General features: G+C 69.7%; 17 protein-coding genes. 8 read left to right on the forward strand and 9 right to left on the reverse strand.

Annotated features, from left to right (window positions below; all coding sequences use genetic code 11):
* Positions 1 to 7: 7 nt before the first annotated feature.
* A complete protein-coding gene (locus tag LXT13_RS24860) occupies positions 8 to 1,420 on the reverse strand; it encodes an amidohydrolase family protein (RefSeq protein ID WP_233375010.1) in 1,413 nt (470 codons plus the stop codon).
* Between the two features lie 66 nt (positions 1,421 to 1,486).
* Here LXT13_RS24860 and LXT13_RS24865 point away from each other — a divergent pair, with 66 nt between their 5' ends.
* The 5 genes from LXT13_RS24865 to LXT13_RS24885 all read left to right on the forward strand — a co-directional run bounded on the left by LXT13_RS24865 (position 1,487) and on the right by LXT13_RS24885 (position 7,785).
* Positions 1,487 to 3,481, forward strand: a complete 1,995-nt coding sequence (locus LXT13_RS24865; RefSeq protein ID WP_233375011.1) for a DNA topoisomerase IV subunit B — start codon at positions 1,487 to 1,489, stop codon at positions 3,479 to 3,481.
* An 81-nt stretch (positions 3,482 to 3,562) separates the two neighbouring features.
* On the forward strand, positions 3,563 to 4,090 hold the full coding sequence (locus LXT13_RS24870; RefSeq protein ID WP_233375012.1) for a GNAT family N-acetyltransferase: 528 nt from the start codon (positions 3,563 to 3,565) through the stop codon (positions 4,088 to 4,090).
* Positions 4,087 to 4,743, forward strand: coding sequence for a lytic transglycosylase domain-containing protein (locus LXT13_RS24875; RefSeq protein WP_233375013.1), 657 nt, complete (start codon positions 4,087 to 4,089; stop codon positions 4,741 to 4,743). The genes LXT13_RS24870 and LXT13_RS24875 overlap by 4 nt, the downstream gene beginning before the upstream one ends.
* Positions 4,740 to 7,085 (forward strand): DNA topoisomerase IV subunit A, encoded by a 2,346-nt coding sequence (parC, locus tag LXT13_RS24880; RefSeq protein WP_233375014.1) that lies wholly within the window; start codon positions 4,740 to 4,742, stop codon positions 7,083 to 7,085. Before LXT13_RS24875 ends, parC begins: the two co-directional genes overlap by 4 nt.
* Before the next feature lie 217 nt (positions 7,086 to 7,302).
* Positions 7,303 to 7,785: an FxDxF family PEP-CTERM protein gene (locus LXT13_RS24885; RefSeq protein ID WP_233375015.1), complete on the forward strand. Its 483-nt coding sequence runs from the start codon at positions 7,303 to 7,305 to the stop codon at positions 7,783 to 7,785.
* Between the two features lie 50 nt (positions 7,786 to 7,835).
* Here LXT13_RS24885 and LXT13_RS24890 read toward each other — a convergent pair whose 3' ends face one another.
* The 3 genes from LXT13_RS24890 to LXT13_RS24900 are packed head-to-tail and all read right to left on the reverse strand — an operon-like array spanning position 7,836 to position 10,357.
* Positions 7,836 to 8,336: an outer membrane protein assembly factor BamE gene (locus LXT13_RS24890; protein ID WP_233375016.1), complete on the reverse strand. Its 501-nt coding sequence runs from the start codon at positions 8,334 to 8,336 to the stop codon at positions 7,836 to 7,838.
* Positions 8,337 to 8,345: 9 nt separating this feature from the next.
* Positions 8,346 to 9,386 carry a quinone-dependent dihydroorotate dehydrogenase gene (locus tag LXT13_RS24895; RefSeq protein WP_233375017.1) on the reverse strand — a complete coding sequence of 347 codons (1,041 nt, stop codon included), beginning with the start codon at positions 9,384 to 9,386 and terminating at the stop codon, positions 8,346 to 8,348.
* Between the two features lie 14 nt (positions 9,387 to 9,400).
* Positions 9,401 to 10,357: a LysR family transcriptional regulator gene (locus tag LXT13_RS24900; protein ID WP_233375018.1), complete on the reverse strand. Its 957-nt coding sequence runs from the start codon at positions 10,355 to 10,357 to the stop codon at positions 9,401 to 9,403.
* A 173-nt stretch (positions 10,358 to 10,530) separates the two neighbouring features.
* Here LXT13_RS24900 and LXT13_RS24905 point away from each other — a divergent pair, with 173 nt between their 5' ends.
* From LXT13_RS24905 to rpiA, 3 genes are read left to right on the forward strand one after another with little or no spacing between them, the layout of a single operon-like run.
* Entirely contained in the window at positions 10,531 to 11,391 is an 861-nt protein-coding gene (locus tag LXT13_RS24905) for a DMT family transporter (RefSeq protein ID WP_233375019.1), read from the forward strand.
* A 28-nt stretch (positions 11,392 to 11,419) separates the two neighbouring features.
* Positions 11,420 to 12,541 carry a 3-deoxy-7-phosphoheptulonate synthase gene (locus LXT13_RS24910; RefSeq protein ID WP_233375020.1) on the forward strand — a complete coding sequence of 374 codons (1,122 nt, stop codon included), beginning with the start codon at positions 11,420 to 11,422 and terminating at the stop codon, positions 12,539 to 12,541.
* Between the two features lie 25 nt (positions 12,542 to 12,566).
* Complete coding sequence (gene rpiA, locus LXT13_RS24915; protein WP_233375021.1) at positions 12,567 to 13,226, forward strand: ribose-5-phosphate isomerase RpiA; 660 nt, start codon at positions 12,567 to 12,569, stop codon at positions 13,224 to 13,226.
* A gap of 36 nt (positions 13,227 to 13,262) precedes the next feature.
* On the opposite strand, the gene LXT13_RS24920 is transcribed toward rpiA, so the two are convergent.
* From LXT13_RS24920 to LXT13_RS24940, 5 genes are all read right to left on the reverse strand, one after another.
* Positions 13,263 to 15,062 (reverse strand): methyl-accepting chemotaxis protein, encoded by a 1,800-nt coding sequence (locus LXT13_RS24920; protein ID WP_233375022.1) that lies wholly within the window; start codon positions 15,060 to 15,062, stop codon positions 13,263 to 13,265.
* Positions 15,063 to 15,264: 202 nt separating this feature from the next.
* Positions 15,265 to 16,578, reverse strand: a complete 1,314-nt coding sequence (locus LXT13_RS24925) for a methyl-accepting chemotaxis protein (protein WP_419964707.1) — start codon at positions 16,576 to 16,578, stop codon at positions 15,265 to 15,267.
* A gap of 123 nt (positions 16,579 to 16,701) precedes the next feature.
* Positions 16,702 to 18,567 (reverse strand): bifunctional tRNA (5-methylaminomethyl-2-thiouridine)(34)-methyltransferase MnmC2/FAD-dependent 5-carboxymethylaminomethyl-2-thiouridine(34) oxidoreductase MnmC1, encoded by a 1,866-nt coding sequence (gene mnmC, locus LXT13_RS24930; protein ID WP_233375023.1) that lies wholly within the window; start codon positions 18,565 to 18,567, stop codon positions 16,702 to 16,704.
* A gap of 27 nt (positions 18,568 to 18,594) precedes the next feature.
* Positions 18,595 to 19,965 carry an MBL fold metallo-hydrolase RNA specificity domain-containing protein gene (locus LXT13_RS24935; RefSeq protein WP_233375024.1) on the reverse strand — a complete coding sequence of 457 codons (1,371 nt, stop codon included), beginning with the start codon at positions 19,963 to 19,965 and terminating at the stop codon, positions 18,595 to 18,597.
* 115 nt (positions 19,966 to 20,080) lie between these two features.
* Positions 20,081 to 24,307 carry a DEAD/DEAH box helicase gene (locus LXT13_RS24940; RefSeq protein ID WP_233375025.1) on the reverse strand — a complete coding sequence of 1,409 codons (4,227 nt, stop codon included), beginning with the start codon at positions 24,305 to 24,307 and terminating at the stop codon, positions 20,081 to 20,083.
* Between the last annotated feature and the right edge of the window lie 15 nt (positions 24,308 to 24,322).

Consider the following 24,322-nt stretch of genomic DNA (forward strand, 5'->3'; position numbering starts at 1 on the left):
ACTGTAATCAGCGCGGCTTGGCCTTGCCGGCCGCCTTGGATTGCGGCTTGGCCGCGGCTTTGGACGACGGCTTGCCGGTCGACTTGGCCTTCCCCGTCTTCTTCTTGCCGCCCTTTTGCGGCGGCGGATCGGCGGTGGACGTGCTGACCTGCGAGCTGGAGGCCGCTACGTCCGCCAGCCGCGTCAGCAGCCTGCCCTGCTTCACGCGCAGCAGCGGCATGTCGACCTGCGTAAGGTCGGCCAGAGGGTCGCCGGCCAGCAGCAGGAAGCTCGCCTCGCAGCCCGGCTCGAAGCAGCCGAGCTTGCGCCCCGGGAACAGCGCCCGTGGCGTGTCCTGCGTCGCGAGGCGCAACAGCGTCGCATGGTCCATGCCCAGCGCGTCCAGCGCATGAAGCTCGGCGCGGGCCGTGCCGATGAACACGTCCGACCCGATAAGCAGCGGCGCGCCAGCCGCCTGTAGCTTGGCGAGGTTGGCGCGCTGTACGTCGCGCAGCGCCGCCAGCGGCGCGGCTTCCAGCCGAAAGAGGTCGGTGGCCGCCGTCGTCGTGATGACGGCGGTGTGCTGGCGTGCGGCCTGGGCTACGGCGTCGTCGCTGATGGCGAAGCGCTCGGGCGGCTCGTCCAGCGTGTTGGCGTAACCGGGCAGGTGGGCGATGGCATCGACGCCGGCGGCCAGCGCGGCGTCGAAGTCTGCCGCCGTCTCGACGTGGGCCACGACGCGCCGGCCATCGGCATGGGCCAGCTTCGTCAGCGCCGCAGCGGTCTCGGGCGTCAGGCCCAGGCGGCCGAAATGTTCCAGCTGGCCGCGCAGGTCCGGCCGTTCGCTGTGCGCCAGCACGAGACGCAGCCACTGGCCGCCGCGTGCCTTGATGGCCGGCCACTGCTCGGCGGCCTGCGCGGGGCTGTCCACCAGCACGATCTGCTTCTGCGCCGCCGCGGCCTCGGGGCTGGGCTCGGGCAGCACGGCGGCCAGCGGGTAGCCGTCGCTGGACGTGATGCAGGCCGTGACGAAGCTGACGTCGGGCGCCGCAGGCGTGGCGGCCAGCGGCTTGACCTCGGCCACGGCGGCCGGGTCGCCGCACAGCATCGCGGCGTAGAACACGCCTTCGTCGAGGTAGGTCTGTGCGTATTGGCCCCAGCCCCAGGCGGTCTGCAGGTTGTGGTTGTGTGCCTCGGCCAGCGGTGCGATGACGACCTGCTGGTGGCGCAGGTCCATCTTGCGGTTGACCTTGGCGGGCTTCTTGGCGACGAACACGCCGTTTTCGACGTAGAGGTTGCCGCGCTGGATCTGCCGGCCGTCGAACCAGCGGGCATTCTTCAGTTCCCAGGACAGCGGCTCGCTGGCCTGATAGGGCGGCTGCGGGGCCTGGGCCTGCGCGAGTCCGCAGGCAAGGAGCAGGAAGACGGTGAGGATTCTCAAGCGCAACAACTTTGGCTTCGGAGGGCGCGAATCCTAGCCCGATCGGCTTCATAGAATCCTGCCCCTATGTCGAGCCGTCCGTCTTCTTCCCCCGCCGCCAAGCCTGCCGAGTATGGCGAAGCCTCCATCCGCGTCCTGAAGGGTCTGGAACCCGTCAAGCAGCGGCCGGGCATGTACACCCGCACCGACAACCCGCTGCACATCATCCAGGAGGTCATCGACAACGCCGCCGACGAGGCGCTGGCCGGCTATGGCAAGCGCATCGACCTGACGCTGCATGCCGATGGGTCGGTGTCTGTGGCCGACGACGGCCGCGGCATCCCGTTCGGCCTGCACCCCGAGGAAGGCGTGCCGGTCGTCGAGATTGTCTTCACGCGGTTGCATGCCGGTGGCAAGTTCGACAAGGGCTCGGGCGGCGCCTACAGCTTCTCCGGCGGCCTTCACGGCGTCGGCGTGTCGGTGACGAATGCGCTGGCCAAGCGGCTGGAGGTGGCCGTCTGGCGCGACAAGCAGGTGGCTGGCATCGCCTTCGAACACGGTGATGTGGTCCAGCAGGTCGTCACCCGCCCGGCCGCCAGCGGCGACCGCAAGCAGGGCACGACCGTCCGCGTCTGGCCCGAGGCCAAGTATTTCGAGAGTGCCGAGCTGCCGCGTCACGAGCTGGTGCACTTGCTGCGCTCCAAAGCCGTGCTGATGCCCGGCGTCACTGTCACGCTGAAGATCGAGAAGACCAACGACACCACGACTTGGCAGTACAAGGCCGGCCTGCGGGACTACCTGGCCCACGCGCTGACGGCCGACCCTCTGATCCCGCTGTTCGAGGGCGAGGGCTTCGCCACAGCCGGCGAGAGCGAGAACTTCGCCGAAGGCGAAGGTGCGTCCTGGTGCGTCGCGTTCACGGAGGAAGGTGCGCCGCTGCGCGAAAGCTATGTGAATCTGATCCCGACGGTGGCCGGCGGGACGCACGAGTCTGGCTTGAAGGACGGCCTGTTCGGTGCCGTCAAGGGCTTTATCGAGATGCACTCGCTGCTGCCCAAGGGCGTCAAGCTGATGCCGGATGACGTGTTCTCCCGCGCCAGCTTCGTGCTGAGCGCCAAGGTGCTGGACCCGCAGTTTCAGGGGCAGACCAAGGAGCGGCTGAACTCGCGCGATGCGCTGCGGCTGGTGTCGGCCTATGTGAAGCCGGCCTTCGAGCTGTGGCTGAACCAGCATGTGGAGCACGGAAAGAAGCTGGCGGAGCTGGTCATCAAGCAGGCGCAGACGCGCCAGCGCGCCAGCCAGAAGGTCGAGAAGCGCAAGGGTTCCGGCGTGGCCGTGCTGCCCGGCAAGCTGACCGACTGCGAGAGCCGCGACCTGCTGCACAACGAGGTCTTCCTGGTGGAGGGCGACTCGGCCGGCGGTAGCGCCAAGATGGGCCGCGACAAGGAGACCCAGGCCATCCTGCCGCTGCGCGGCAAGGTGCTGAACGCCTGGGAGGTCGAGCGGGACCTGCTGTTCAAGAACAACGAGATCCACGACATCTCGGTGGCCCTCGGCGTGGACCCGCACGGACCGACCGACACGGTGGATCTCTCTGGCCTGCGCTACGGCAAGGTCTGCATCCTGTCGGACGCGGACGTGGACGGCTCGCATATCCAGGTGCTGCTGCTGACGCTGTTCTTCCGCCACTTTCCTCGCCTGGTCGAGACCGGCCATGTCTACGTGGCCCGGCCGCCGCTGTACCGCGTGGATGCGCCGGCCCGCGGCAAGAAGCCCGCCGCCAAGCTCTACGCGCTGGACGATGGCGAGCTGACCGCGACGCTCGACAAGTTGCGCAAGGAAGGCGCCCGTGAAGGCAGCTGGAGCATCAGCCGCTTCAAGGGCCTGGGCGAGATGAGTGCCGAGCAGCTGTGGGACACGACGCTGAACCCGGAGACTCGCCGCCTGTCGCGCGTCGAGTACGGCCAGTTCGATTTCGCCGCTACCGTGGATGCATTCAACAAGCTGATGGGCAAGGGCGAGGCCGCCTCGCGTCGTGAGCTGATGGAGCTTCACGGGGACGCGGTCGAGATCGACATTTGAGCCGCCAGTCATACAAGATTTTGTGCGTCCGTCAATGGAGCTGTACGACGATGGCCTTCGGGTCGTGAACCCCTTCCTGGCATGAGCTCATTGCGCCTGCGCCCCACCATGCTGTCCGACCTCGACTGGGTCGTCTCGGTCGAGCGCGACGGTGCGAACCTGCCGTTCATCACGCCGTGGGAGCGGCCGCAGCACGAGGGCGCCGTCCGCTTCCCGGACTCACGCCATTTCATCCTTGAGGAGGGCGACCGGCTGGAGCGCATCGGCTTCGTCATCCTGCAGGGCTGCCGCAACCCGAACGGCTCGGTCGAGCTCAAACGCCTGGTGCTGCAGGCCAAGGGCCGGGGGCTGGGCCGCACGGCCGTGCGGCAGCTCAAGGCGCTGGCCTTCACGCAGCTGAAGGCGCATCGTTTCTGGCTGGACGTGAAGTCGCTCAACACGCGCGCGCTGAAGCTGTATGAGAGCGAAGGCTTCGTCGAGGAGGGCCGGCTGCGCGAAAGCGTGCGCCTGACGTCCGGCGGCGCCGAGGGCTACGACTCGCTGGTCGTCATGTCGCTGCTCGATCGCGAATACCAGGCGCGTGCGGCCCAGGGCCTGGAGGCGGCATGAGGCGCTGGCTGTCCGTGTTGCTGCTGATGCTGGCACTGCCCGCCCAGGCCGAGCTGTGGGGCTATGTCGATGGCAGCGGCATGGCTCACTTCGCTCAGCGCCAGCTCGACTCGCGCTACGCCCCGGTGCTGGGCGGCTTCGGCATGCAGCGCGTGCCGGGCAAGACCGATGCGGGCCTCGCGCTGCTGAACTGGCTGGACATCGCTCCCGAGGTCAAGGCCGTGCAGCCGTGGGTGCGCGAGGCCGCCACCGAGCACGGCGTGGACGCCGACCTGCTGAAGGCCATCATCGCCGTCGAGTCCGGCTACCAGCGTGGCGCCGTGTCGCCGCGCGGTGCGCTCGGGCTCATGCAGATCACGCCAGAGACGGCAAGCCGCTACGCGACGCCGGCCGAGGCCGCGAGGCTCATCGAGCCGCGCATCAACATCCACACCGGCGCCCGCATGCTGGCCGACCTGATGCGCCGCTTCGGCCGCATCGACGCCGCGCTGGCCGCCTGGAATGCGGGTGAGGGCGCCGTGCGCCGCGCTGGCAACCGCGTGCCCGATATCGACGAAACCCAGGCCCACGTGCACCTCGTCCTCGAGTTGTACTGGGCCCTGCTGCAGCAGAGCCAGCCGGCCCGTGCGCAGCGCCTGACCTTGCATCCATGACCGATTCCCAGACCACGATCGATTTCAACGGCCCCACCGATGGCGGCGGCAACGGTGGCGGCGACGCCAACGCGCTGACGCTGGCCGCCTACGCGCAACAGGCCTATCTCGAATACGCCCTCAGCGTCGTCAAGGGGCGTGCCTTGCCGTCCTACTCGGACGGCCAGAAGCCGGTGCAGCGCCGCATCCTCTACTCGATGCAGCGTCTGGGCCTAGGCTGGACGGGCAATTCCGGCGCCAAGCCGGTCAAGGGCGCCAAGGTCGTGGGCGACGTGCTGGGCAACTTCCACCCGCATGGCGACCAGTCCGTCTATGACGCGCTGGTGCGCATGGCGCAGGATTTCTCGCTGCGTTATCCGCTGATCGACGGTCAGGGCAACTTCGGTAGCCGGGACGGTGATGGGGCTGCGGCGATGCGCTACACGGAAGCGCGCCTCTCTCCCATTGCCCGCCTGCTGCTGGACGAGATCGACGAAGGCACTGTTGATTTCCGCGCCAACTACGACGGCACGCAGCAGGAGCCGGTGGACCTGCCGGCGCGGCTGCCTTTCGTGCTTCTCAATGGTGCTAGCGGCATCGCCGTGGGCTTGGCTACCGAAATTCCCAGCCACAACCTGCGCGAGGTCGCCGCGGCGGCCGTCGCGCTGCTGAAGGACGAGCAACTTAGCGACGACGCACTGTTCGAGCTGCTGCCCGGGCCGGACTTCCCGGGCGGCGGCCAGCTCATCAGCGCGCCGGAAGACATCCGCGCAGCCTATCTATCCGGCCGTGGCAGCCTGAAGGTGCGGGCGCGCTGGAAGATCGAGGAACTGGCCCGCGGGCAGTGGCAGCTGGTCGTGACTGAACTGCCCCACGGCACCAGCGCGCAGAAGGTGCTGGAAGAGATCGAGGAGCTGTCCAACCCCAAGGTCAAGGCCGGCAAGAAGACGCTGTCCGCCGAGCAGCTGCAGCTCAAGGCCAGTCTGCTGGCCGTGCTGGACGGCGTGCGCGACGAGTCCAGCAAGGACGCGGCCGTGCGCATCGTCTTCGAGCCCAAGAGCCGCACCGTCGAGCAGCAGGAACTGATCAACACGCTGCTGGCCCACACCAGCCTCGAAAGCAGCGCGCCGGTCAACCTGACGATGATCGGCGACGACGGCCGACCGACGCAGAAGAGCGTGCGCCAGGTGCTGACCGAGTGGGTCGGCTTCCGCCAGGCCACCGTGCGGCGCCGCACGGAGCACCGCCTGGCCCATGTCAACGACCGCATTCACGTGCTGGAAGGCCGGCAGCTGGTGCTGCTGAACATCGACGAGGTCATCCGGATCATCCGGGAGTCGGATGAGCCCAAGGCGGCGCTGATGGCGCGCTTCAACCTCAGCGATCGCCAGGCTGAAGACATCCTGGAAATCCGGCTGCGCCAGCTCGCCAGGCTGGAGGCGATCAAGATCGAGCAGGAGCTGTCCAAGCTGCGCGACGAGCGGTCCAAGCTGGAAGACATCCTCGGTTCCGCAGCGGCGCTGCGCCGCACCGTCATCAAGGAGATCGAGGCCGACGCCAAGCAGTACGGCGACGACCGCCGCACGCTGATCCAGGCCGAGAAGCGCGTCGTCGCCGAGGTCAAGATCGTCGATGAGCCCGTCACCGTCATAGTCAGCCAGAAGGGTTGGGTGCGGGCGCTGAAGGGCCATGAGGTCGACGTCGCCGCCCAGACCTTCAAGGCCGGGGACGCGCTGTGGGGCGCGTTCCGCTGCCGCAGCGTGGACCCGCTGATCGTTGTCGGCACCAACGGCCGCGTGTATTCGACGCCGGTTTCGACGCTGCCGGGCGGGCGAGGCGACGGCCAGCCGATCACGACGATGATCGAGCTGGAAAGCGGCACGCAGATCGCACACTACGTGGCCGGTGCCCCGGCGCAGCGGCTGGTGATGGCCGGCTCGACCGGCTACGGGTTGATCGCCCAGATTGGCGACCTGATCAGCCGCCAGAAGGCGGGCAAGACCTTCCTGTCGCTGGACGATGGCGAGACGCCGCTGCTGTCCGCCATCCCCGGTGATGCGGTCGCCGTGCAACTTGCGGTGTTGAGTGCCGAGGGGCGGCTGTTGACCTTCGCGCTCGATGAACTGAAGCACCAGCCCAAGGGGGGCAAGGGGCTGACGCTGATGGACCTGGAAGCCAAGGACGCGGTTCTGTCGCTGGCCTGCTTCACGACGCAGCTGCGCGTTCTGGGCAGCGGGCGGGGCGGCAAGCCGAGGGAAGAGCTGCTGAAGAACCAGTCGCTGGCCGGCTACGCTGGCAAACGCGCCCGCAAGGGAAAACCGGTGGACGGGCTGCAGAAAGTGCTCGGACTCAGCGCCTTGTGAGTCAGGCGCCAACCTGGTGATTTCTGCACCGAATCAGTCGTGAACTACGCCAGCTCGGTGCAAATAAAACAAGGGTTTCTGCTATTTACAAATTCACTACTCATTTGAGGGGGTTCATCCCTAGTGGTGGGGGCTAGGCGGTACTTCGCAAAGTTAAGTTGCAGTGCACAATGATTTCAGGCGGTTGTTCCCTGGCCGCTCGTTTAAGGAGCTACCTATGAAATTGAAAATGCTAGCCGCCGCCGCCCTGGTGGCAGTTTCTTCGCTGAGCGCGCACGCTACGACGTACAGCCTCGGCACTCTGACGGCGACCACGACCGGGCAAACGACGTTTTCGTTTGGTGGCGTCATCAATGACGACTACACGTTCACCCTGGCCACCGACTCTTGGCTGACCAGCAGCGCATTCGCTGCGGTCGGTGGCTCGGCCATCTCGCCGGCTTTCTACGGCGTCTACAACCTGAACGGTACCCCGGTATCGCCCACCGCCTACACGTTCACTACCGCCGCCACGTCGCACAAGGAATTGCTGGCAGCCGGCACCTACAAGTTCTCGTTCCTGGGCGTCGCGAGCGGTCCCACCGCCTACACCGTGACGGCCTCGGCTGTCACCGCCGTGCCGGAACCGGAAACGTATGCCATGCTGGCCGCCGGCCTGGGCATCATCGGTTTCCTGTCTTCGCGTCGTCGCAACCGCTGATCGGCGGCTGCCAACGACTGAAAGCGCCCAGCGGGGCGCTTTTTTTCTATTCAATCGTCGGCGCCCGGGAACACGCGGCTGGGAAACACCATGCTCAGCCCTGTCCGCACGACGTGGCCGTCCTTGAAGTAGACGTTGAACCGCATGCCGTAGCCGACCTGGTCGGGCTCAATGCTCCAGTCCCACACGTCCTCGCCGCTGAGACGGAAGAACACGCGGCTGCGCTCCGCACCGAGCAGGCGGCTGACCTGCTCGGGCGTCATGCCCGGCTCGACGCGCGCGCGCCCGGCCGGCGACAGGGCGTCCTCGATGCGGACCAAACGGTCCTGTGCGTCCAGGCGGACCATATAGGTGTGATGCCCCATGGGCTGGCTGGAATACTCCAGCGTTCTGCCGCCATCGGCTTCCGGCCAAACCCGTCGCGGCCGCCCGTAAATCTCGACGATCTCGGCACCCCGGCTGACACCGGGCCGTAGCCGCGTGTCGCGATCTGGCGTTGCGCAGCCTGCGACCAGCAGGGCGAACGCGAGGGCAGAGAGGGCGAAGCGCATGGTGCACTGTCAGCGCCGGGCGAGCGCCCGCGCGCAGTCGCCGACAAGCTGTGGTCCCTTGTAGATGAGCCCGGTATAGACCTGCACAAGGTCGGCGCCCGCCTCGATCTTGGCTTTCGCGGCGGCGCCGCTGAGCACCCCGCCGACGCCGATGATGGGGTAGCCCGCGGGCAACGCCGCGCGCAGCAGCCGGATCACGCGGTTGCTCGCCTCGAAAACCGGCCGGCCCGACAAGCCCCCGGTCTCGTCGGCATGCGGCAGGCCCTGGACCTTGTCGCGGGCGATCGTCGTGTTGGTCGCGATGACGCCGTCGATGCCGTTGACCTTCAGCGTCTGCGCGATGACGCCGACCTGCGCCTCCTCGAGATCCGGCGCGATCTTCACGAACATCGGCACGCTGCGGCCGGTCTGGCTTTCCAGTTGCAGCTTGCGCTGCTGCAGGCGCGACAGCAGGTCGTCCAGCGCCGCGTCGCTCTGCAACGCGCGCAGGTTCTTCGTGTTGGGGCTGGAGATGTTGACGGTGATGTAGTCGGCGTGCGGAAAAACGCCTTCCAGCCCCAGCAGGTAGTCGTCCGCCGCGTTCTCGATCGGCGTGGCGGCGTTCTTGCCGATGTTGAGGCCCAGGATGCCACCGGCCGCGCGGAAGCTGTAGGCCCGCTTCACGTTCGCGATGAAGCTCGCCAGGCCCTCGTTGTTGAAGCCCAGCCGGTTGATGAGCGCCTCGGCCTCGGGCAGGCGGAAGATGCGCGGCTTGTCGTTGCCGGGCTGGCCCTTGGGCGTCACGGTGCCGACCTCGATGAAGCCGAATCCCATGGCGCCCAGGCCGTCGATGCAGCGGCCGTTCTTGTCGAGCCCGGCGGCCAGGCCGATGCGGTTCGGGAAGCGCAGGCCGGCCAGCGTCACCGGGTCGCTGATCCGCTCACCGCGCCACAGCCATTGCGCCGGCGTGTTCTGCAGCCGGGCGATGCTGTCGAGCGTCAGTTCATGGGCACGTTCGGCGTCCAGGCCGAAGAGGAAGGGGCGGGTGAGGGCGTAGGGAATCAGTGGCATAGCCCTCCATTGTCTCAGCCGGTCCCGTCGTCCCGATCCCAGGGCGGCACGTCGCCCAGCTTCTCCAGCATGAAGTCGATCAGCGCCCGCACTTTGGGCGCGGGGTGCCGATTGGGCAGGTAGACGGCGTACAGCGTGTGCGCATCCGCCAGCCCGCCAAGGGGCTGCCAGGCCGGCAGCACCGGCCGAAGCCGGCCCGCCCGCAGGTCGGCGCCGACGGCGTAGGTAGGCAGCACGGCCAGGCCCATGCCGGCGAGCGCGGCCACGCGCAGCGACTCGCTACTGTTGGCTGTCAGGCCGCTCTCGAAGCGCAACGCGCCGCGGGTTTCCACCTCGGTCTCCTCGCCGGTTTCGCCGTGCCGGAAGCGCCAGCGATCGGGCGACTGCAGGTAGCCGAAGCGCAAGCAGCGGTGGCCGGCGATGTCGCCCACCGAGGCTGGCTCGCCGTGGGCTTCGAGATACGCCGGCGAGGCGCACAGTGCGAAGTGGATCGACGCCAGCCGGCGCGCGACGAGGCCGTCCGACGGCTTGTGCGTTAGCCGCAGCACGACATCGAAGCCTTCCTCGGCCAGGTCCACGTAGCGGTCGTTCAGGCCCAGCACGACGTCCAGCTGCGGGTGGCGCGCGCAGAACTCTGCCATCCATGCCGTGAACTGCAGGTTGCCGAAAGCCGTGGACACGGACAGCCGCAGCACGCCGCGCGGCTCGTCGTGGTGGCCGGCGAGCTCGGTCTCCAACGTCAGCGAGTCGTCCAGCAGCCGCAGTGCGCGCTCGTAGACCGCCTGGCCTTCGGCCGTCGGGCTGACGCTGCGCGTCGTGCGATGCAGCAGCCGCGCGCCCAGCTGGTCCTCCAGCCGCGAGACCTGCTTGCTGACGGCCGACTTAGTCGTGCCCAGGAGGCGCGCGGCGCCGGAGAAACCGCGCGCATCGACGACGCGCGCGAAGGCTTGCAGGTCTTCGAGACGGCCCATTGGCTGTTCTCCGTTTGGAAACTCTGAATCGACTTATACGCGGATTGTGTCCGAGTCGCGTCGTTTCTAGAGTTCGGCTCCCAGCAGCTTCCTAGGAGCCTCAGATGTCTGCGCTGTCTTCCTCGTCTCCCTGTCTCCCGCCAGCCGTACGTCCCAGCGCGGTGGACCGTGGGTTGGCCACCATCGCAGCGCTCAGCCTGCCGCTGTTGTTCATCCTGCTGTGGAGCAGCGGCTATGTCGCCGGCAAGCTGGCCTTACCGCATGTCGGACCGTTGACGCTGTTGGCGATGCGATTTGGCGTCGCCGGACTGGTGCTGCTGGGGGTGGCGGTCGCCACCGGCGCGCCGTGGCCCCGCGGCAGGCGGGCGTGGGTCCACCTGGCTGTCGCAGGCTTGCTGATGCAGGTGCTGCACTTCTCGTGCCTCTACTTCGCCCTGCGCGAGGGACTGAGCGCCGGCGTTGCCGGCCTGGTGGTGGGCCTGATGCCGCTGGCCACGGCCGTCGGGGCGCATGCCTGGCTGGGTGAACGGCTGAGCCCCCGCCAGGGCTGGGCGCTGTTGGCCGGTCTCGCGGGCGTCGGGCTGGTCGTGGCGGACAAGCCGCTGGGCGGCGCCTGGATCAGCTATGTCCTGGCAGGGGTGGGCCTGATGGGCCTGGTGGCCGGCACGCTGTACCAGAAGCGCTTTTGCGCGCACATGGACCTGCGCAGTGGCGCGGGTGTGCAGATGGCTGTCTCAGCAGTCGTTGTGGCGGTGGCGGCCGTGCCGGCGGAGCACTTCACCGTCAGTTGGACAACCGAGTTCGTCGGCGCCTGGCTGTGGCTGGGTCTCGTGAACTCCATCGGTGCGTTCAGCCTGATGTTCGTCATGATCCGACGCGGCCAGGCCGGCCAGGTCGCGCGGCTGTTCTTCCTGATTCCCGGCGTGTCGGCGTTGATGGGCTTCGTCGTGCTGGGAGAGAGGCTCGCGCCGCTGGCGCTGGCGGGTTTCGCGCTGTCGGCCGCGGCGGTATGTGTGGCGGCGGCCAAGCGGTGACAATCGCGGGCTTCTGTGGAGCCCTGTGATGAAACCCCTGGATGACCCCGCGCATGACCGCGAAGCGGGCTCGCGCGACGAGACGCGCGACACGACCCGCACCGACGACACCCGCATCCGCGCCGTGCGCGCGCTGATCAGCCCGGCGCTGCTGCTGGAAGAACTGCCCATCCCCGACGCGACGCTGGAACTGGTGGAGCAGGCGCGGCAGGAGATCGGCGCCATCCTGCACGGTCGCGACGACCGGCTGCTCGTCATCGTCGGTCCGTGCTCCATCCACGACCACGACCAGGCCATGGACTATGCGCGGCTGCTGAAGGCAGCGCGCGACGAGCTGAGCCGCGACCTCCTCATCGTCATGCGCGTCTACTTCGAGAAGCCGCGCACGACGGTGGGCTGGAAGGGCTACATCAACGACCCGCGCCTGGACGGCAGCTTCCACATGAACGAAGGCCTGCGCCTGGCCCGCCAACTGCTGCTGGACGTCAACGGCCTGGGCCTGCCCGCTGGCACAGAGTTCTTGGACCTGCTGTCCCCGCAGTACATCTCCGACCTCATCGCCTGGGGCGCCATCGGCGCACGCACGACCGAGAGCCAGAGCCACCGCCAGCTGGCCTCCGGGCTGAGCTGCCCGGTCGGCTTCAAGAATGGCACCGACGGCGGCATCAAGGTCGCCAGCGACGCCGTGCTGGCGGCCAGCTCGCCGCATGCCTTCATGGGCATGACCAAGATGGGCACGGCCGCCATCTTCGAGACGCGCGGCAACGAGGACTGCCATGTCATCCTGCGCGGCGGCAAGGCGCCGAACTACGACGCGGCTTCCGTGAACGCCGCCTGCGACGCGTTGAAGACCTCGGGCCTGCGCGAGCAGGTCATGATCGACTTTTCCCACGCCAACTCCAGCAAGAAGTACGAGCGTCAGGTCGACGTCGGCCGCGACGTGGCCGGACAGATCGCCGGCGGCGATGCGCGCATCACCGGCGTCATGATCGAAAGCCACCTGCTGCCCGGCCGCCAGGACCTGCTGCCCGGCCAGACGCCGGCCGACCTCAAGCCCGGCGTGTCGATCACCGACGCCTGCCTGGGCTGGAGCCAGACCGAGCCGCTGTTGCGCGAGCTGGCCGCGGCCGTGCAGAAACGCCGGGGCTGACCGGCTCATCCCGCAAAATCGCGGGATGAATCAAGACCAGCTCAAGCAACTCGTCGGCCGCGCGGCCCTGGACTACGTCCCCGCCGGCCAGGTCCTCGGCGTCGGCACCGGCTCCACGGTGGACTGCTTCATCGACGCGCTGGCCGCCAGCGGCCTGTCCGTCCCGGGTGCCGTCTCCAGCTCCGAGCGCTCCACACAACGGCTGCTGAAGCATGGCATCCGCGTGCTCGATGCCGCCGAGGTGACCGGCCTGGCCGTCTACATCGACGGGGCCGATGAAATCGACGGCCGTGGCTACATGGTCAAGGGCGGCGGCGCGGCGCTGACGCGCGAGAAGATCGTGGCCGACCTTGCCGACACCTTCGTCTGCATCGCGGACGCCTCCAAGCTCGTGCAGACACTGGGCGCCTTCCCGCTGCCGGTGGAGATCATCCCGATGGCCGCTGCGCAGCTGACGCGCCGTTTTTCCCGCCTGGGTGGCGAGGCGCGGTTGCGCGAGGGCGTCGTCACCGACAACGGTGGCCACATCCTCGATGTGCGCGGCCTGTCCATCACCGACCCGCTCGCCTTCGAGGCGGAAGTCAACCAGTGGCCCGGGGTCGTCACCGTCGGCGTGTTCGCCCGCCACAAGGCGCAGGTCTGCCTGCTGGGTGGCGCGGATGGCGTGAAGACGCTGACGTTCTGAACGACGGCCCGCCGCCTGGGGCGGCGTGTCGGCCGGTCAGAAGGTTTCCCAATCCCCGTCATCGGCCGGTTTGGCGGCCGGTTTGGCGGCGGGCTTGGGCATCGGCGCCGGCGTCGGCGCAGTGGCGCGCGGCGCGGCAGGCACTTCGATGGCAACCGGACCCTTTGGTCGCGGCGCCACGGGCTTGGGTGCCAGAGGCTTCGTGGCTGCTTTCTGCGGTGTCGTGCGGGGTGCTGTAGCCGGCTTGGTGACGGCGGGGGCGCGTGTCGACGTCTGAAGGGCGCCGCGGCTCAGCCTGAACACGTTGATGGCCTCGGCCATGCGGGCGGACTGCTCGCGCAGGCTCTCGGCGGCGGCGGCGGATTGCTCCACCAGCGCGGCGTTCTGCTGTGTCATCTGGTCGAGCTGCACGACGGAGCCGTTGACGACACCGATGCCCTCGCTCTGCTCGCGGGCGGCGGCGCTGATCTCGCCAATGATGTCGGTGACGCGCTGCACGCTGGCGACGATCTCCGTCATCGTGCTTCCGGCGGCCTGGACCTGCTGGGTGCCGGAGTCCACGCGCTCGACGCTGGCGCTGATGAGGCTCTTGATCTCCTTGGCGGCCTCGGCGCTGCGCTGGGCCAGCAGGCGCACCTCGCCGGCCACGACGGCAAAGCCGCGCCCCTGCTCGCCGGCGCGGGCAGCTTCCACGGCGGCGTTCAGCGCCAGGATGTTGGTCTGGAAAGCGATGCCGTCGATGGTGCCGATGATCTCGTTGATCTTGCGCGAGCTGTGGCTGATCTGATCCATCGTCGCGACGACCTGCGACACGGCCTCGCCGCCCTTCTGGGCAACGGAGGCGGCGGAGCTGGCGAGCTGGTTGGCGGTCATCGCGGCGTCGGCCGTCTGCTTGACGGTGCCGGTCAGCTCGGCCATCGAGGAGGCGGCGTTCTGCAGGTTGCTGGCGGTCTGCTCGGTGCGCTGGCTCAGGTCCAGGTTGCCGGTGGCGATCTCGGCGCTGGCCGTGCCGATGCTGTCGGCCGCGCCGCGCACCTCGCCGATAAGCTTGTGCAGCGAGGCCTGCATGTCGTGCAGCGCCTGCAGCAGGCGGCCGACCTCATCCTGCGTTTCCGGCCGGATGTCATGCGTCAGGTCGAAATGCGCGATGGCCTCGGCGACTTCCGCCGCCCGCTGCAGCGGCCGCGTGATGGAGCGCGTCAGCCACATCGCGAGCGCGGTGCCCAGCGCGAGCGCACCGAGGCCGAAGACGACCAGCGCCGCTCGGGCCGTGCCGTTGGCCTTGGCGCTGCGCTCCTCGGCGGCGTCCATCAGGTCGCGCTGCATCTGCACCAGCGAGCGCATGGCCTCCTGTAACTGCGTGGCGGCGGGCTGGAACTGCGATTCGAAGATCTTCTGCGCGCTCTCGGCATCGCCTGCCTTCTTCGCCGCGAAGACCGCATCACGCGTGCTGAGGTAGCCCTTGCGCGCCTCGCTCAACTTGGCGAAGAGGTTCTTTTCCGCGTCGGTGGTCATCATCGGCTCGAGCTGCTTCTGCAGCTCGCCCGACTTCTTGCTGCTCTCGGCCGTGATCTGTGCGAAGAACTGCGCCAGCGTCATGTCCTTGCTGGCGGCCACCGCCATCGTGCGGTTCACGCCGCCGACGAGGTTGCGGTCCCAGTCCGAAGCCAACCGTTCCTTCTTCAGGGACGACTCGTACATCTCCTGGCTTTCCGCGGCCACGCGGTTCAGTGCCCAGTAGCCGATGCCCGACCCGAGGAACGAGGTCAGCAACACGGCGGTCAGCACGAGGGCCATGCGGCGACCAATGGATTGATGGGACAGTGCGGTGAACATCAAAGCTTCTCCCTTCGCGACGCATACTGACGGCTTGACACGTCAACGATCAGATCTTCGGTGGGATGGCCGCCGGTGATCCGCGCAGCAGCGGTGGAAACCGCCAACTTTGAGACGCTTTGGCCGGTGCGTTGCGGCCTGCAATGACAAAGGGCGCCTCGGCGCCCTTCGCAGATGAGGCAGCCGCGTGGCCGCTGCGGTGTCAGAAGGTTTCCCAGTCGCCGTCGCCGGCCGTCGTTGCCGGTGCGGGCGCCCTGGCCGGGGCGGCGGGCTCTACCTTGGCGCGCGGGGCCGCAGCGGAGACCTTGCTACCGACCTTGGACGCTGCAGGCTTGGCCTTCGGTGCGGCGGCAGGGGCGGGAGACGCCACAGGCCGGGGGGAGGCCGCGCCGAAGGCTGCAGGGCGCGATGCCGCGCCGCCGAGCTTGAACACGTTGATGGCCTCGGCCATGCGGGCGGACTGCTCGCGCAGGCTCTCGGCGGCGGCGGCGGATTGCTCCACCAGCGCGGCGTTCTGCTGTGTCATCTGGTCGAGCTGCACGACGGAGCCGTTGACGACACCGATGCCCTCGCTCTGCTCGCGGGCGGCGGCGCTGATCTCGCCAATGATGTCGGTGACGCGCTGCACACTGGCGACGATCTCCGTCATCGTGCTTCCGGCGGCCTGGACCTGCTGGGTGCCGGAGTCCACGCGCTCGACGCTGGCGCTGATGAGGCTCTTGATCTCCTTGGCGGCCTCGGCGCTGCGCTGGGCCAGCAGGCGCACCTCGCCGGCCACGACGGCAAAGCCGCGGCCCTGCTCGCCGGCGCGGGCAGCTTCCACGGCGGCGTTCAGCGCCAGGATGTTGGTCTGGAAAGCGATGCCGTCGATGGTGCCGATGATCTCGTTGATCTTGCGCGAGCTGTGGCTGATCTGATCCATCGTCGCGACGACCTGCGACACGGCCTCGCCGCCCTTCTGGGCAACGGAGGCGGCGGAGCTGGCGAGCTGGTTGGCGGTCATCGCGGCGTCGGCCGTCTGCTTGACGGTGCCGGTCAGCTCGGCCATCGAGGAGGCGGCGTTCTGCAGGTTGCTGGCGGTCTGCTCGGTGCGCTGGCTCAGGTCCAGGTTGCCGGTGGCGATCTCGGCGCTGGCCGTGCCGATGCTGTCGGCCGCTGCGCGCATGTCGCCGATGATCTTCTGCAGCGAGTGCTGCGTATTGTTCAGTGCGGTCATCAGCCGGCCGAGGTCGTCCGAGCCGCCACCGGTGATGGGATAGGTCAGGTCGAAGCGGGCCAGCGCCTCGGCGGCCTCGGTGGCCGCATGCAGGCTGTTGCCCTTGCTGCCGCCGCTGGTGATGAGCGCGAACACACCAGCCGCCCACGAGATCACGAGGCTGGCGACGAGCCAGGTCTTGCCCGAACCGGCGTTGTCACCGAGGCTCGAAAGCGCCAGGCCGATGCCCACGGTCATCACGCCGAGCACCACCGCCAGGGCCATTTTCAGCCGCTGAGAACCGCTGCCAGAACCGAACATGCCGTTGTCTCCATCCATGACAAAAAAGCCGGTCCAGCCGGCAAGCGGCGCAGTGTGCCCCTGGGTTGCAGGGGGGGACGGCTCATCGGTGGCGCAAACCGGCAATAGTTCTGCTTGGTGCGATCAGGTGCCTGGTCGGCGCTGGCGGCGCAGCGCGAAGCGCAAAGGGTCCACGGCATCGAGCAGTTCGGCCTCCAGCGGGTGCGGGCTGCCCAGCGCCAACGCGGCGACCACGCGCCCGGCCAGCGCCGCCCACGTGATGCCGCGCGAGGCGAACGATGTGCAGAGGATGAGGCCGCCGCGACGCGGCTGCAGACGCAACTGCGCGGCCAGCGGTCCCGGCACGGCAATGCCGCCAATGAGGGGTAGCCGGTCCGCCGCCAGCAGCCGCCAGCCCACGCGGCCGGCCAGCGGTGCCGAAGGCCGCTCGCTCAGGCCGGCGAGCTGGGCGTAGCGCAGCAGGTTCTCTTCCTGATCGGCGCCGCGCAGGCTGGGGTCGAGATCGCCGTCCTGGGCCGTGGCACCGCACCACGCGCCGCCGTGGCCGTCCGCGATCGCGTAGCCGCTTCCGGCGACTGGCAGCGCCGGTTGCCACGGGGCTTGTGGCAGGTGGGTCAACTGGCCGCGCTGCACTGTCAGCGCGCCGGCCAGTTCACCCAGCAACGGCAACTGGCCATGGCCGCCGGCCAGCACGACGAGTGGCGCTTCGTCCAGGACCCGACCGTCACTGTCCAGCAACTGCCAGCCCGACGGACTTTCACGCAGCGCCTCAACTGCGGCGCTCAGCCGCAGTTCAGCGCCGCTGGCCGCCAGCATCGCGTCCACATACGCACCCGGGGATACGGCGCCGCCGCCGGTGTAGTGCCAGGCCGGATGGCGCAGCGGCGTGCCGGCCCGCCGGCCGGCGTCCTCGGCCGACAGCGACTGCACGTAGCCGGGCACCGTCGGCATGTCGCCCAGTTCCAGCCGCGTCTCCAGGCGCAGCAAGCCATGCTGGTGCGGCACGCCGAGCGCAGCCAGCTCTGCCTGCGTGGCCAGTGCCGCGGCGCGGTTGAAGCGGGCATGCAGGCCGTCGTCCGCATTGAAGGTGCCGTGGAACAGGCCGGCGGGGTTGCCCGAACTCGCCTGGGCCGGCGCGGGCAGTGCATCGACAACGGTGCAGGCCATGCCGGTGCGCGACAGCGCCAGCGCACAGCCCGCGCCAGCAAGGCCGGCGCCGAGGATGACCGCCCGGCGCGCGCCGGGCGCGATCGGTTCTCGGCCTGCCGGCCGCTGCGGCGTGTGGCGCGGCGCGAAGCGGGCCGTGCACATCTGGCCCTTGCTCGCGAAGCCGGGCGCGCGCGCCACATCGAAGCCGGCCGCCGCAAGGCCGTCTCGCACCGGCCGGGCGACGCTCCAGGTTGCCGCGGTGGCGCCGGGCGCGGCGAGCCGGGCCAGGCTCTTGAACAGGTAGGCGTCCCACAGCTCCGGATTGCGGGCGGGCGCGAAACCGTCGAGATAGAACGCGTCGGCCTGTAGCACGAGCTGGCGCAGCAGCTCGCGCGCATCGCCCAGGCCCAGCAGCAGCGTCACGCGGCCGCCGTCGAAGTGAAGCTCGTGCAGCCCCGGCGTCAGCGGCGGCCAGCGCTGCACGAGCTGGCGGGCGAGCTCGGGTAGCGCACTGGCCTCGTGCGCGCGGGCCAGGTCCGCCGGCCGCAGCGGGTGCTTCTCGACGCTGGCGAACACGAGGCGCTCGCAGCGTGCCGGGTCTTGCCGCCAGGCGTCCCAGGTGGCCAGGAAGTTGTTGCCGAGGCCGAAGCCCGTCTCCAGCACGACGAATTGCGCGCGCCCCTGCCAGCGCGCCGGCAGGCCGTTGCCGCCGAGGAAGACATGGACGGCCTGGGCCAGCGCGCCAGCGCGGGCGTGATAGACATCACCGAAGGCCGGCGCCGACGGCGTGCCGTCGGCATCGAAGGCGATGTCGGCCGGGACCAGGGGTGTGGAGGTCATCGGCCGTGGTTCAGCGCCGTGGCGACTTCAGCATGTCACCGTCTCGCCTTGCTGCGGCACACGCACCGACCAGCCCAGTTCGTCCTGGATGCGTCCGCGCAGCGCGTCGGCGGCGTCGGGCTCGCCGTGGACCACGTAGACCTGCTCCGGCGGCCGCGGCAGCGCGCGCAGCCATTGCAGCAGGCCGTCGGCATCGGCATGGCCGGACAGGCCGTCCAGGTGGCTGATCTCGGCGTTCACGGCGATCCAGCGGCCGCGCACCTTCACCTGCCGCTCACCGGCCACCATGCGCGCGCCGCGCGTGCCTCCGGCCTGAAAGCCGGGGAAGGCGATGTGGTGCCGCGGGTCGGGGGCAAGCGTCTCCAGGTAGTTCAGCACGCGGCCGCCGGTGGCCATGCCGCTGGCCGAGATGACGACGGCCGGCCTGGCGCGCGGCGCGGCGAGGCTGGAGGCGAGCTTCAGGCTCTGCGCCTGCTTCGTCACGTAGCGCACGCGGTCGGTGAGGCTGCGGGCCTCGCTGGCGGAGATGCGCAGCAGCCGCGCGTGCTTCACGGTCAGCTCGGTGGCCTGCTCGGCCATGGGGCTGTCCAGCCAGATGGGCACGTCCAGCGGCAGCTCGCCGGCATTGCGCAGCCGCTGCAGCAACAGCAGCAGCGCCTGCGCGCGTCCGACCGCGAAGCTGGGCAACAGCACGGAGCCGCCACGCTTGAAGGTCGCGCGCAGGATCTGCGCGAGACGGGCCTGGGCGTCCTCGGCGGGGTGCAGCCGGTTCCCGTAGGTGGACTCAATGAGCACGACGTCCGCCGCCGGCGGCACCTGCGGTGGCGGCATCAGCAGGTCGCCCACGCGCCCCACGTCGCCCGAAAACAGCAGCGAGCGGCCGCCCTGGCTGACATGGATGGACGTGGCGCCAAGCAGGTGGCCGCCGGGCGTGAAGCGCACGTCGGTCGTGCCCAGCCGCAACCGGCCGTCGCGCGGCAGCGCGGCGAACTGCTTCAGCGTTGCCTCGGCCTCGCGCACGCCGTACAGCGGCATGGCCTTGTCGTGGCGGCTCGTGCCGTCGCGGTTGGCGCGGCGGGCGTCTTCTTCCTGCAGGTGGGCGCTGTCGCGCAGCAGTACGTCGCACAGGTCCCGCGTAGCGGCGGTCGCGTAGATCGGCCCGTGGAAGCCCTGGCGGCGCAGCGCGGGCAGGTACCCGCAGTGGTCCAGGTGGGCGTGGGACAGCAGCACGGCGTCGAGCTGGCCGGCGTCCACGCCCAGCGGCATCCAGTTGCGTTCTCGCAGCGCCTTGTAGCCCTGGAACAGGCCGGCATCGAGCAGCAGGCGCTGATCGCCCAAGCTCAGCAAATGGCGCGAGCCGGTGACGGTGTCGGCGGCGCCGAGGAAGGTCAGCTTCATGGAGCTCCCAGCGTTGGCAATGTGGCGCATTCGAGCACCGGGAGACCCGGCACGTGATGATCCAGCGCAAGCCGCCGGGCCGGTGCTATGCGTTGCGGCGCCGGCGGCTGCGGCATCAGTCCTCCAGCAGCGCGGCGAGGGAAGCGGCGTCCAGCGTCGTGGCCTGCCCATCGCCTTCCAGCATGCCTTCGGCCAGGCCGCGCTTGTCGCGGTGCAGTTCGATGATGCGCTCTTCCACCGAACCGGCCGTCACGAGGCGGTAGACGGTCACCGGCCGCTGCTGGCCCATGCGGTGAGCGCGGCCGCTGGCCTGGTCCTCCGCGGCCGGGTTCCACCAGGGGTCGACGATCAGCACGTAGTCGGCCATCGTCAGGTTCAGGCCGAAGCCGCCGGCCTTCAGGCTGATGAGGAACACCTCGCCCTCGCCACGCTGGAAGGCCGCGACGCGCTTGGTGCGCTCGGTCTGCGGCGTGCTGCCGTCCAGCCGCTGGAAGGGCAGACCCATCTGCGTAACACGCTCGGCCAGCAGGTCCAGGTAGTCGGTGAACTGGCTGAACACCAGTGCCTTGTGGCCGCCGGCCACCAGCTCGCGGACGATGTGCTCGAACTCGGCCATCTTGCTGCCCACCAGGCCTAGCTCGGGCGACACGAGGCGCGGGTCGCACGCGGCGCGGCGCAGCCGCATCAGCTCGGCCAGCACCTGCATGGGCGCAGCGCGCGCGGGGTCGGCAGCGGCCTGAGCCACGGCGGCCTGCGCGTCGCGTCGCAGCGCTTCGAGAAAATGGCGCTCCTGCTCGCTCGGCTCCACGCGGTGGACGATCTCAGTGCGTGGCGGCAGGTCCTGCAGCACCTGGGCCTTGGTCCGCCGCAGTAGGAAGGGCGCGACGAGGCGGCGTAGGCGGGCGCGTGCCGCGGCATCCTGCTGGCGTTCGATCGGTCCGGCGAAGCGTTCGCTGAACTGGCTCTGCGAGCCCAGCAGGCCAGGGTTGACGAGGTTCATGATGGACCACAGGTCCGCCAGCCGGTTCTCGACCGGCGTGCCGGAGAGCGCGAGGCGGAAGTCGGCCTGGAACTCGGCCACGGACTTGGCCCGCTTCGTAGCCGCGTTCTTCAGCGCCTGCGCTTCGTCCAGCACCAGGCTGGCCCAGTGGCGCGCCGCGAAACCGTCTGCATCGATCTGCGCCAGCGCGTAGCTGGCCACGATGACGTCGCCCGGGCCGGCGGCCTGCAGCAGTTGCGTTCGGTCGGCAGCGTCGGCATAGACCTGCACGGTCAAGCCGGGCGCGAAGGCGGCACATTCGGCGGCCCAGTTGCCGCACACGGACGTCGGCGCCAGCACCAGCGCCGGCCCCAGCGCGCTGCGCTCGATGAGCAGCGCCAGCGTCTGCACGGTCTTGCCCAGGCCCATGTCGTCGGCCAGGCAGGCACCGAAGCCGGCGGCGGCCAGCCGGCTCATCCACGCGAAGCCGTCGGCCTGGTATCGGCGCAGCTCGGCGCGCAGCGACTTCGGCAGCTCCGGCTGCAGTGCCGCAGCGGCCTCGAGCTGCGCCACGCGGGTGCGCCACGCGGCGTCGCCAGCCAGCTGGACGCCGGCCAGGCCTCGCTCCAGCCACGCGGCGCCGGCGGCAGGCAGCTGCAGCTCGCCCTTTTTCGTCTGGCCCAGCGCGTCCAGGTCGCGCAGTTGCTGGCGCAGCTGCTCGGACAGCGCCAGGTAGTGACCCTCGGCCAGCCGCACGAAGCGGCTCTGGCTTGCGCGGCTGAGCGCCAGCAGCTCCTGCAGGCCCAGCACGCGGCCTTCGTCGACGTGAGCCTTGCCGGTCAGCGCCAGCCAGTCACGCCCGCTACTGACCTCGATCTGCACGGCCGCGCCGTCCACCGGCAGCACGCGCACCGGCTTGCCCTTTGGCCAGGCCAGCGCGGCGATGCCAGGCAACCCGGGCAGGCGCTCAACGGCAGCGAGCGCGTCCTCGGCATCGGCCAACAGCCAGGGCTGGTCGGGCGGTTGTTCGGGGTCCAGGAAGGGCAGGGCGGCGATGACGTCGACGCGGTGCTGGCGCTCCAGCGCCAGGTCGCGCTCGGTCGCCAGGCTCACGCCCTCGTGCAGGCACATCAGCCGCTCGCGGCCCTGGCCGGGCGTGACGGCGGGGCCGAAGTGGCCGAAGGGCTGGGCCACCAGCAGCAACTGCAGGCCGTCGCCCTGCGGCGTGAGGCGGGCGTGCAGGCGGCTGTCGCCGGCCACGCGTTGGCCGGCCTCCGCGTCGGAGTGCAGTTGGAAGTGGCCGGTCAGCACCTGCAGCGCAGCGCCCAGCTCGGCGGTGGCATGGGCCGGCACCTGCCACCCTTGCGCCACCAGCTCGGCGACGCGGCGCTGCGTCGGCGTGATGCGGATCAGCCGTGCGCGGCCCGCTCCCTCGATGACGACGCGCTGGGTGTTGCGGCGCTCGCGTTCGGCCTCGGCCTGGGCGCCGAACAGCGCGCCGGCGTGCGGCGGATCAGCAGTGATCAGCGGCGGGTGCAGGCGGAACTCGAAGGCGGCTGAGTCACCGTTGTCCACGCGACGCACCTCCAGCTCAGGCAGGCCTTCGGCCAGCTCCACCCACTGGCCCGGCGCTTCGGCCAGCATCAGATGCGGGTGGCCGATCAGCGCGACCAGCGCGGCGCTGACGTCCAGCCGCAGGTCGTGCACCCCGGCCCAGGCGTCCCGCTCGATGTGACGCAGCACGAGGTTGTCGCGGCTGCGCTGGGCTCCTTGCTTCTTCAGCCTGGCCAGCGTAACGGCCTTGAACTTCAGGCCGCCGCGCACGCCGGTGCTCATCTCCAACGGCGCCAGCGTGTGGACGCGGCCGGCGGCATCCAGTGTCAACTGCCAGGCCAGCTCGGCCTTGGCGGCGGTGCCGGCGGGCTTGCCGTCGTCGCTGAGTGCGGCGATGGCGGCCAGCGCATCGCGCCAGGCCGGGCGCGGCTGGCTCAGCATGCTGGTGACGCGTGTGGGCTCGGCGCCACCGAGCTGCAGACGGTGCAGCGCCGCGGCGACGTACTCGGCCAGCAGGGCCTGCTCGGGACGCAACCGGGCAAGCAGGTCCGCACCAAGCGCCGACGTCCAGCCGGGCGCCGGCTTGCCCAGCCAGGCGCACAGCAGCAGCCGGTCGGCCGGGGCGGCATCACCCGGGGCGTCTGGCGTGAAGGCGGTTTCGAGGAAGCTGTCCTCGCCCAGCCGCACGCCGATGCCGTGCGCCCACAGCCCCCAGTCGTCGTAGGCCGTGGGGCTGCGGCTGCCGGACTCGCTAATGGCGTACTTGCGCGCCTGCGCCCAGGCCTTGGGGTCGTCCTGGGCGATCAGGCCGAGCAGGTAGAGACGCGCGACATCCAGAGACAGCGCACCGCGCCGACTGCGTGTTGCGGTGTGCACTGTCTTGATGACCGCCTCGAAGCCCGCGCTGGCTTCGGCCCAGCGGCCGGCGGCGAGCGCGCGTGTGGCCGTCAGCAGCGAGATGCCGGGACCTTCCAGGCCTTGCAGCTGGCGTTCCGCCGCGTCAAGGTCCAGCGCCAGCAGGTCGGCTTCGGCCAGGCGCGTGCGCAGGGGAATGCCCAGCGGCCTGGCGGCGTCGGTCTTCAGCCACGCGCGCAGTTCCTTGCGCACCGTGTGGCCCGGGGGCAGGGCGTCCAGCAGCCGGCCCAGCAGGACGTTGCGCAGCTCAGGGTCGATCTGAGGCAGCAGGCCGGGGAGCCAGGGGTCGAGCAGGGCCTGCGCGGCCAGCAGCGGCTCGCTCAGCTCGATCAGCCGCGTGGCGAGCAGCTCGTGGAACTCGGCGGCCGGCATGCCGGAAAAGACCATCAGGCGCAGCACCGCGTGCATGTCGTCGAGGTGCCGGAAGTTGACCCAGCCGATGGGGTCGCGCCAGTCGCCTCGGCCCGGGCCCAGCAGCCACAGTCGTTGGCGCCAGTAGTGCTCGGCCTCGGGCGCCCGAAGCAGTGTCTGCAGGCGTTCGGCATGGTGTTCCAGCGGGACGCGGGTGCCTTTGCCCTGCAGGTACTCGGCGCGCCGCTGCACCGCCAGCACCTGGAGGCCGTCGCGCACCGAATGGTGGTCGAAGCCGCTGCCGTCGGCACGCTGGCGCCCGTTCATGGCCAGCCACTGCAGCACCGCGTTGATGCTCGCGGTGCCGCCAAGCAGCAGCACGGTGTCCAGCAGCGTCTGTAGGTCGGCCGCGGGGACCAGCTCGGCGGCGGGTGTTCGCGCGGCCGCGCCCTCGCGGGCCCGGCGCAGCATCTCTTCGCCGGTGACGACGCTGCCGTCGGGCAGCTGCAATTTGAGCGTGTTGTCGTGCGGGGAACGGGCCATGGCGCGCGATTAGAT

This window comes from Pelomonas cellulosilytica (assembly GCF_021353265.1).
In the GTDB taxonomy this organism is placed as follows: Bacteria; Pseudomonadota; Gammaproteobacteria; order Burkholderiales; family Burkholderiaceae_C; genus Pelomonas; species Pelomonas cellulosilytica.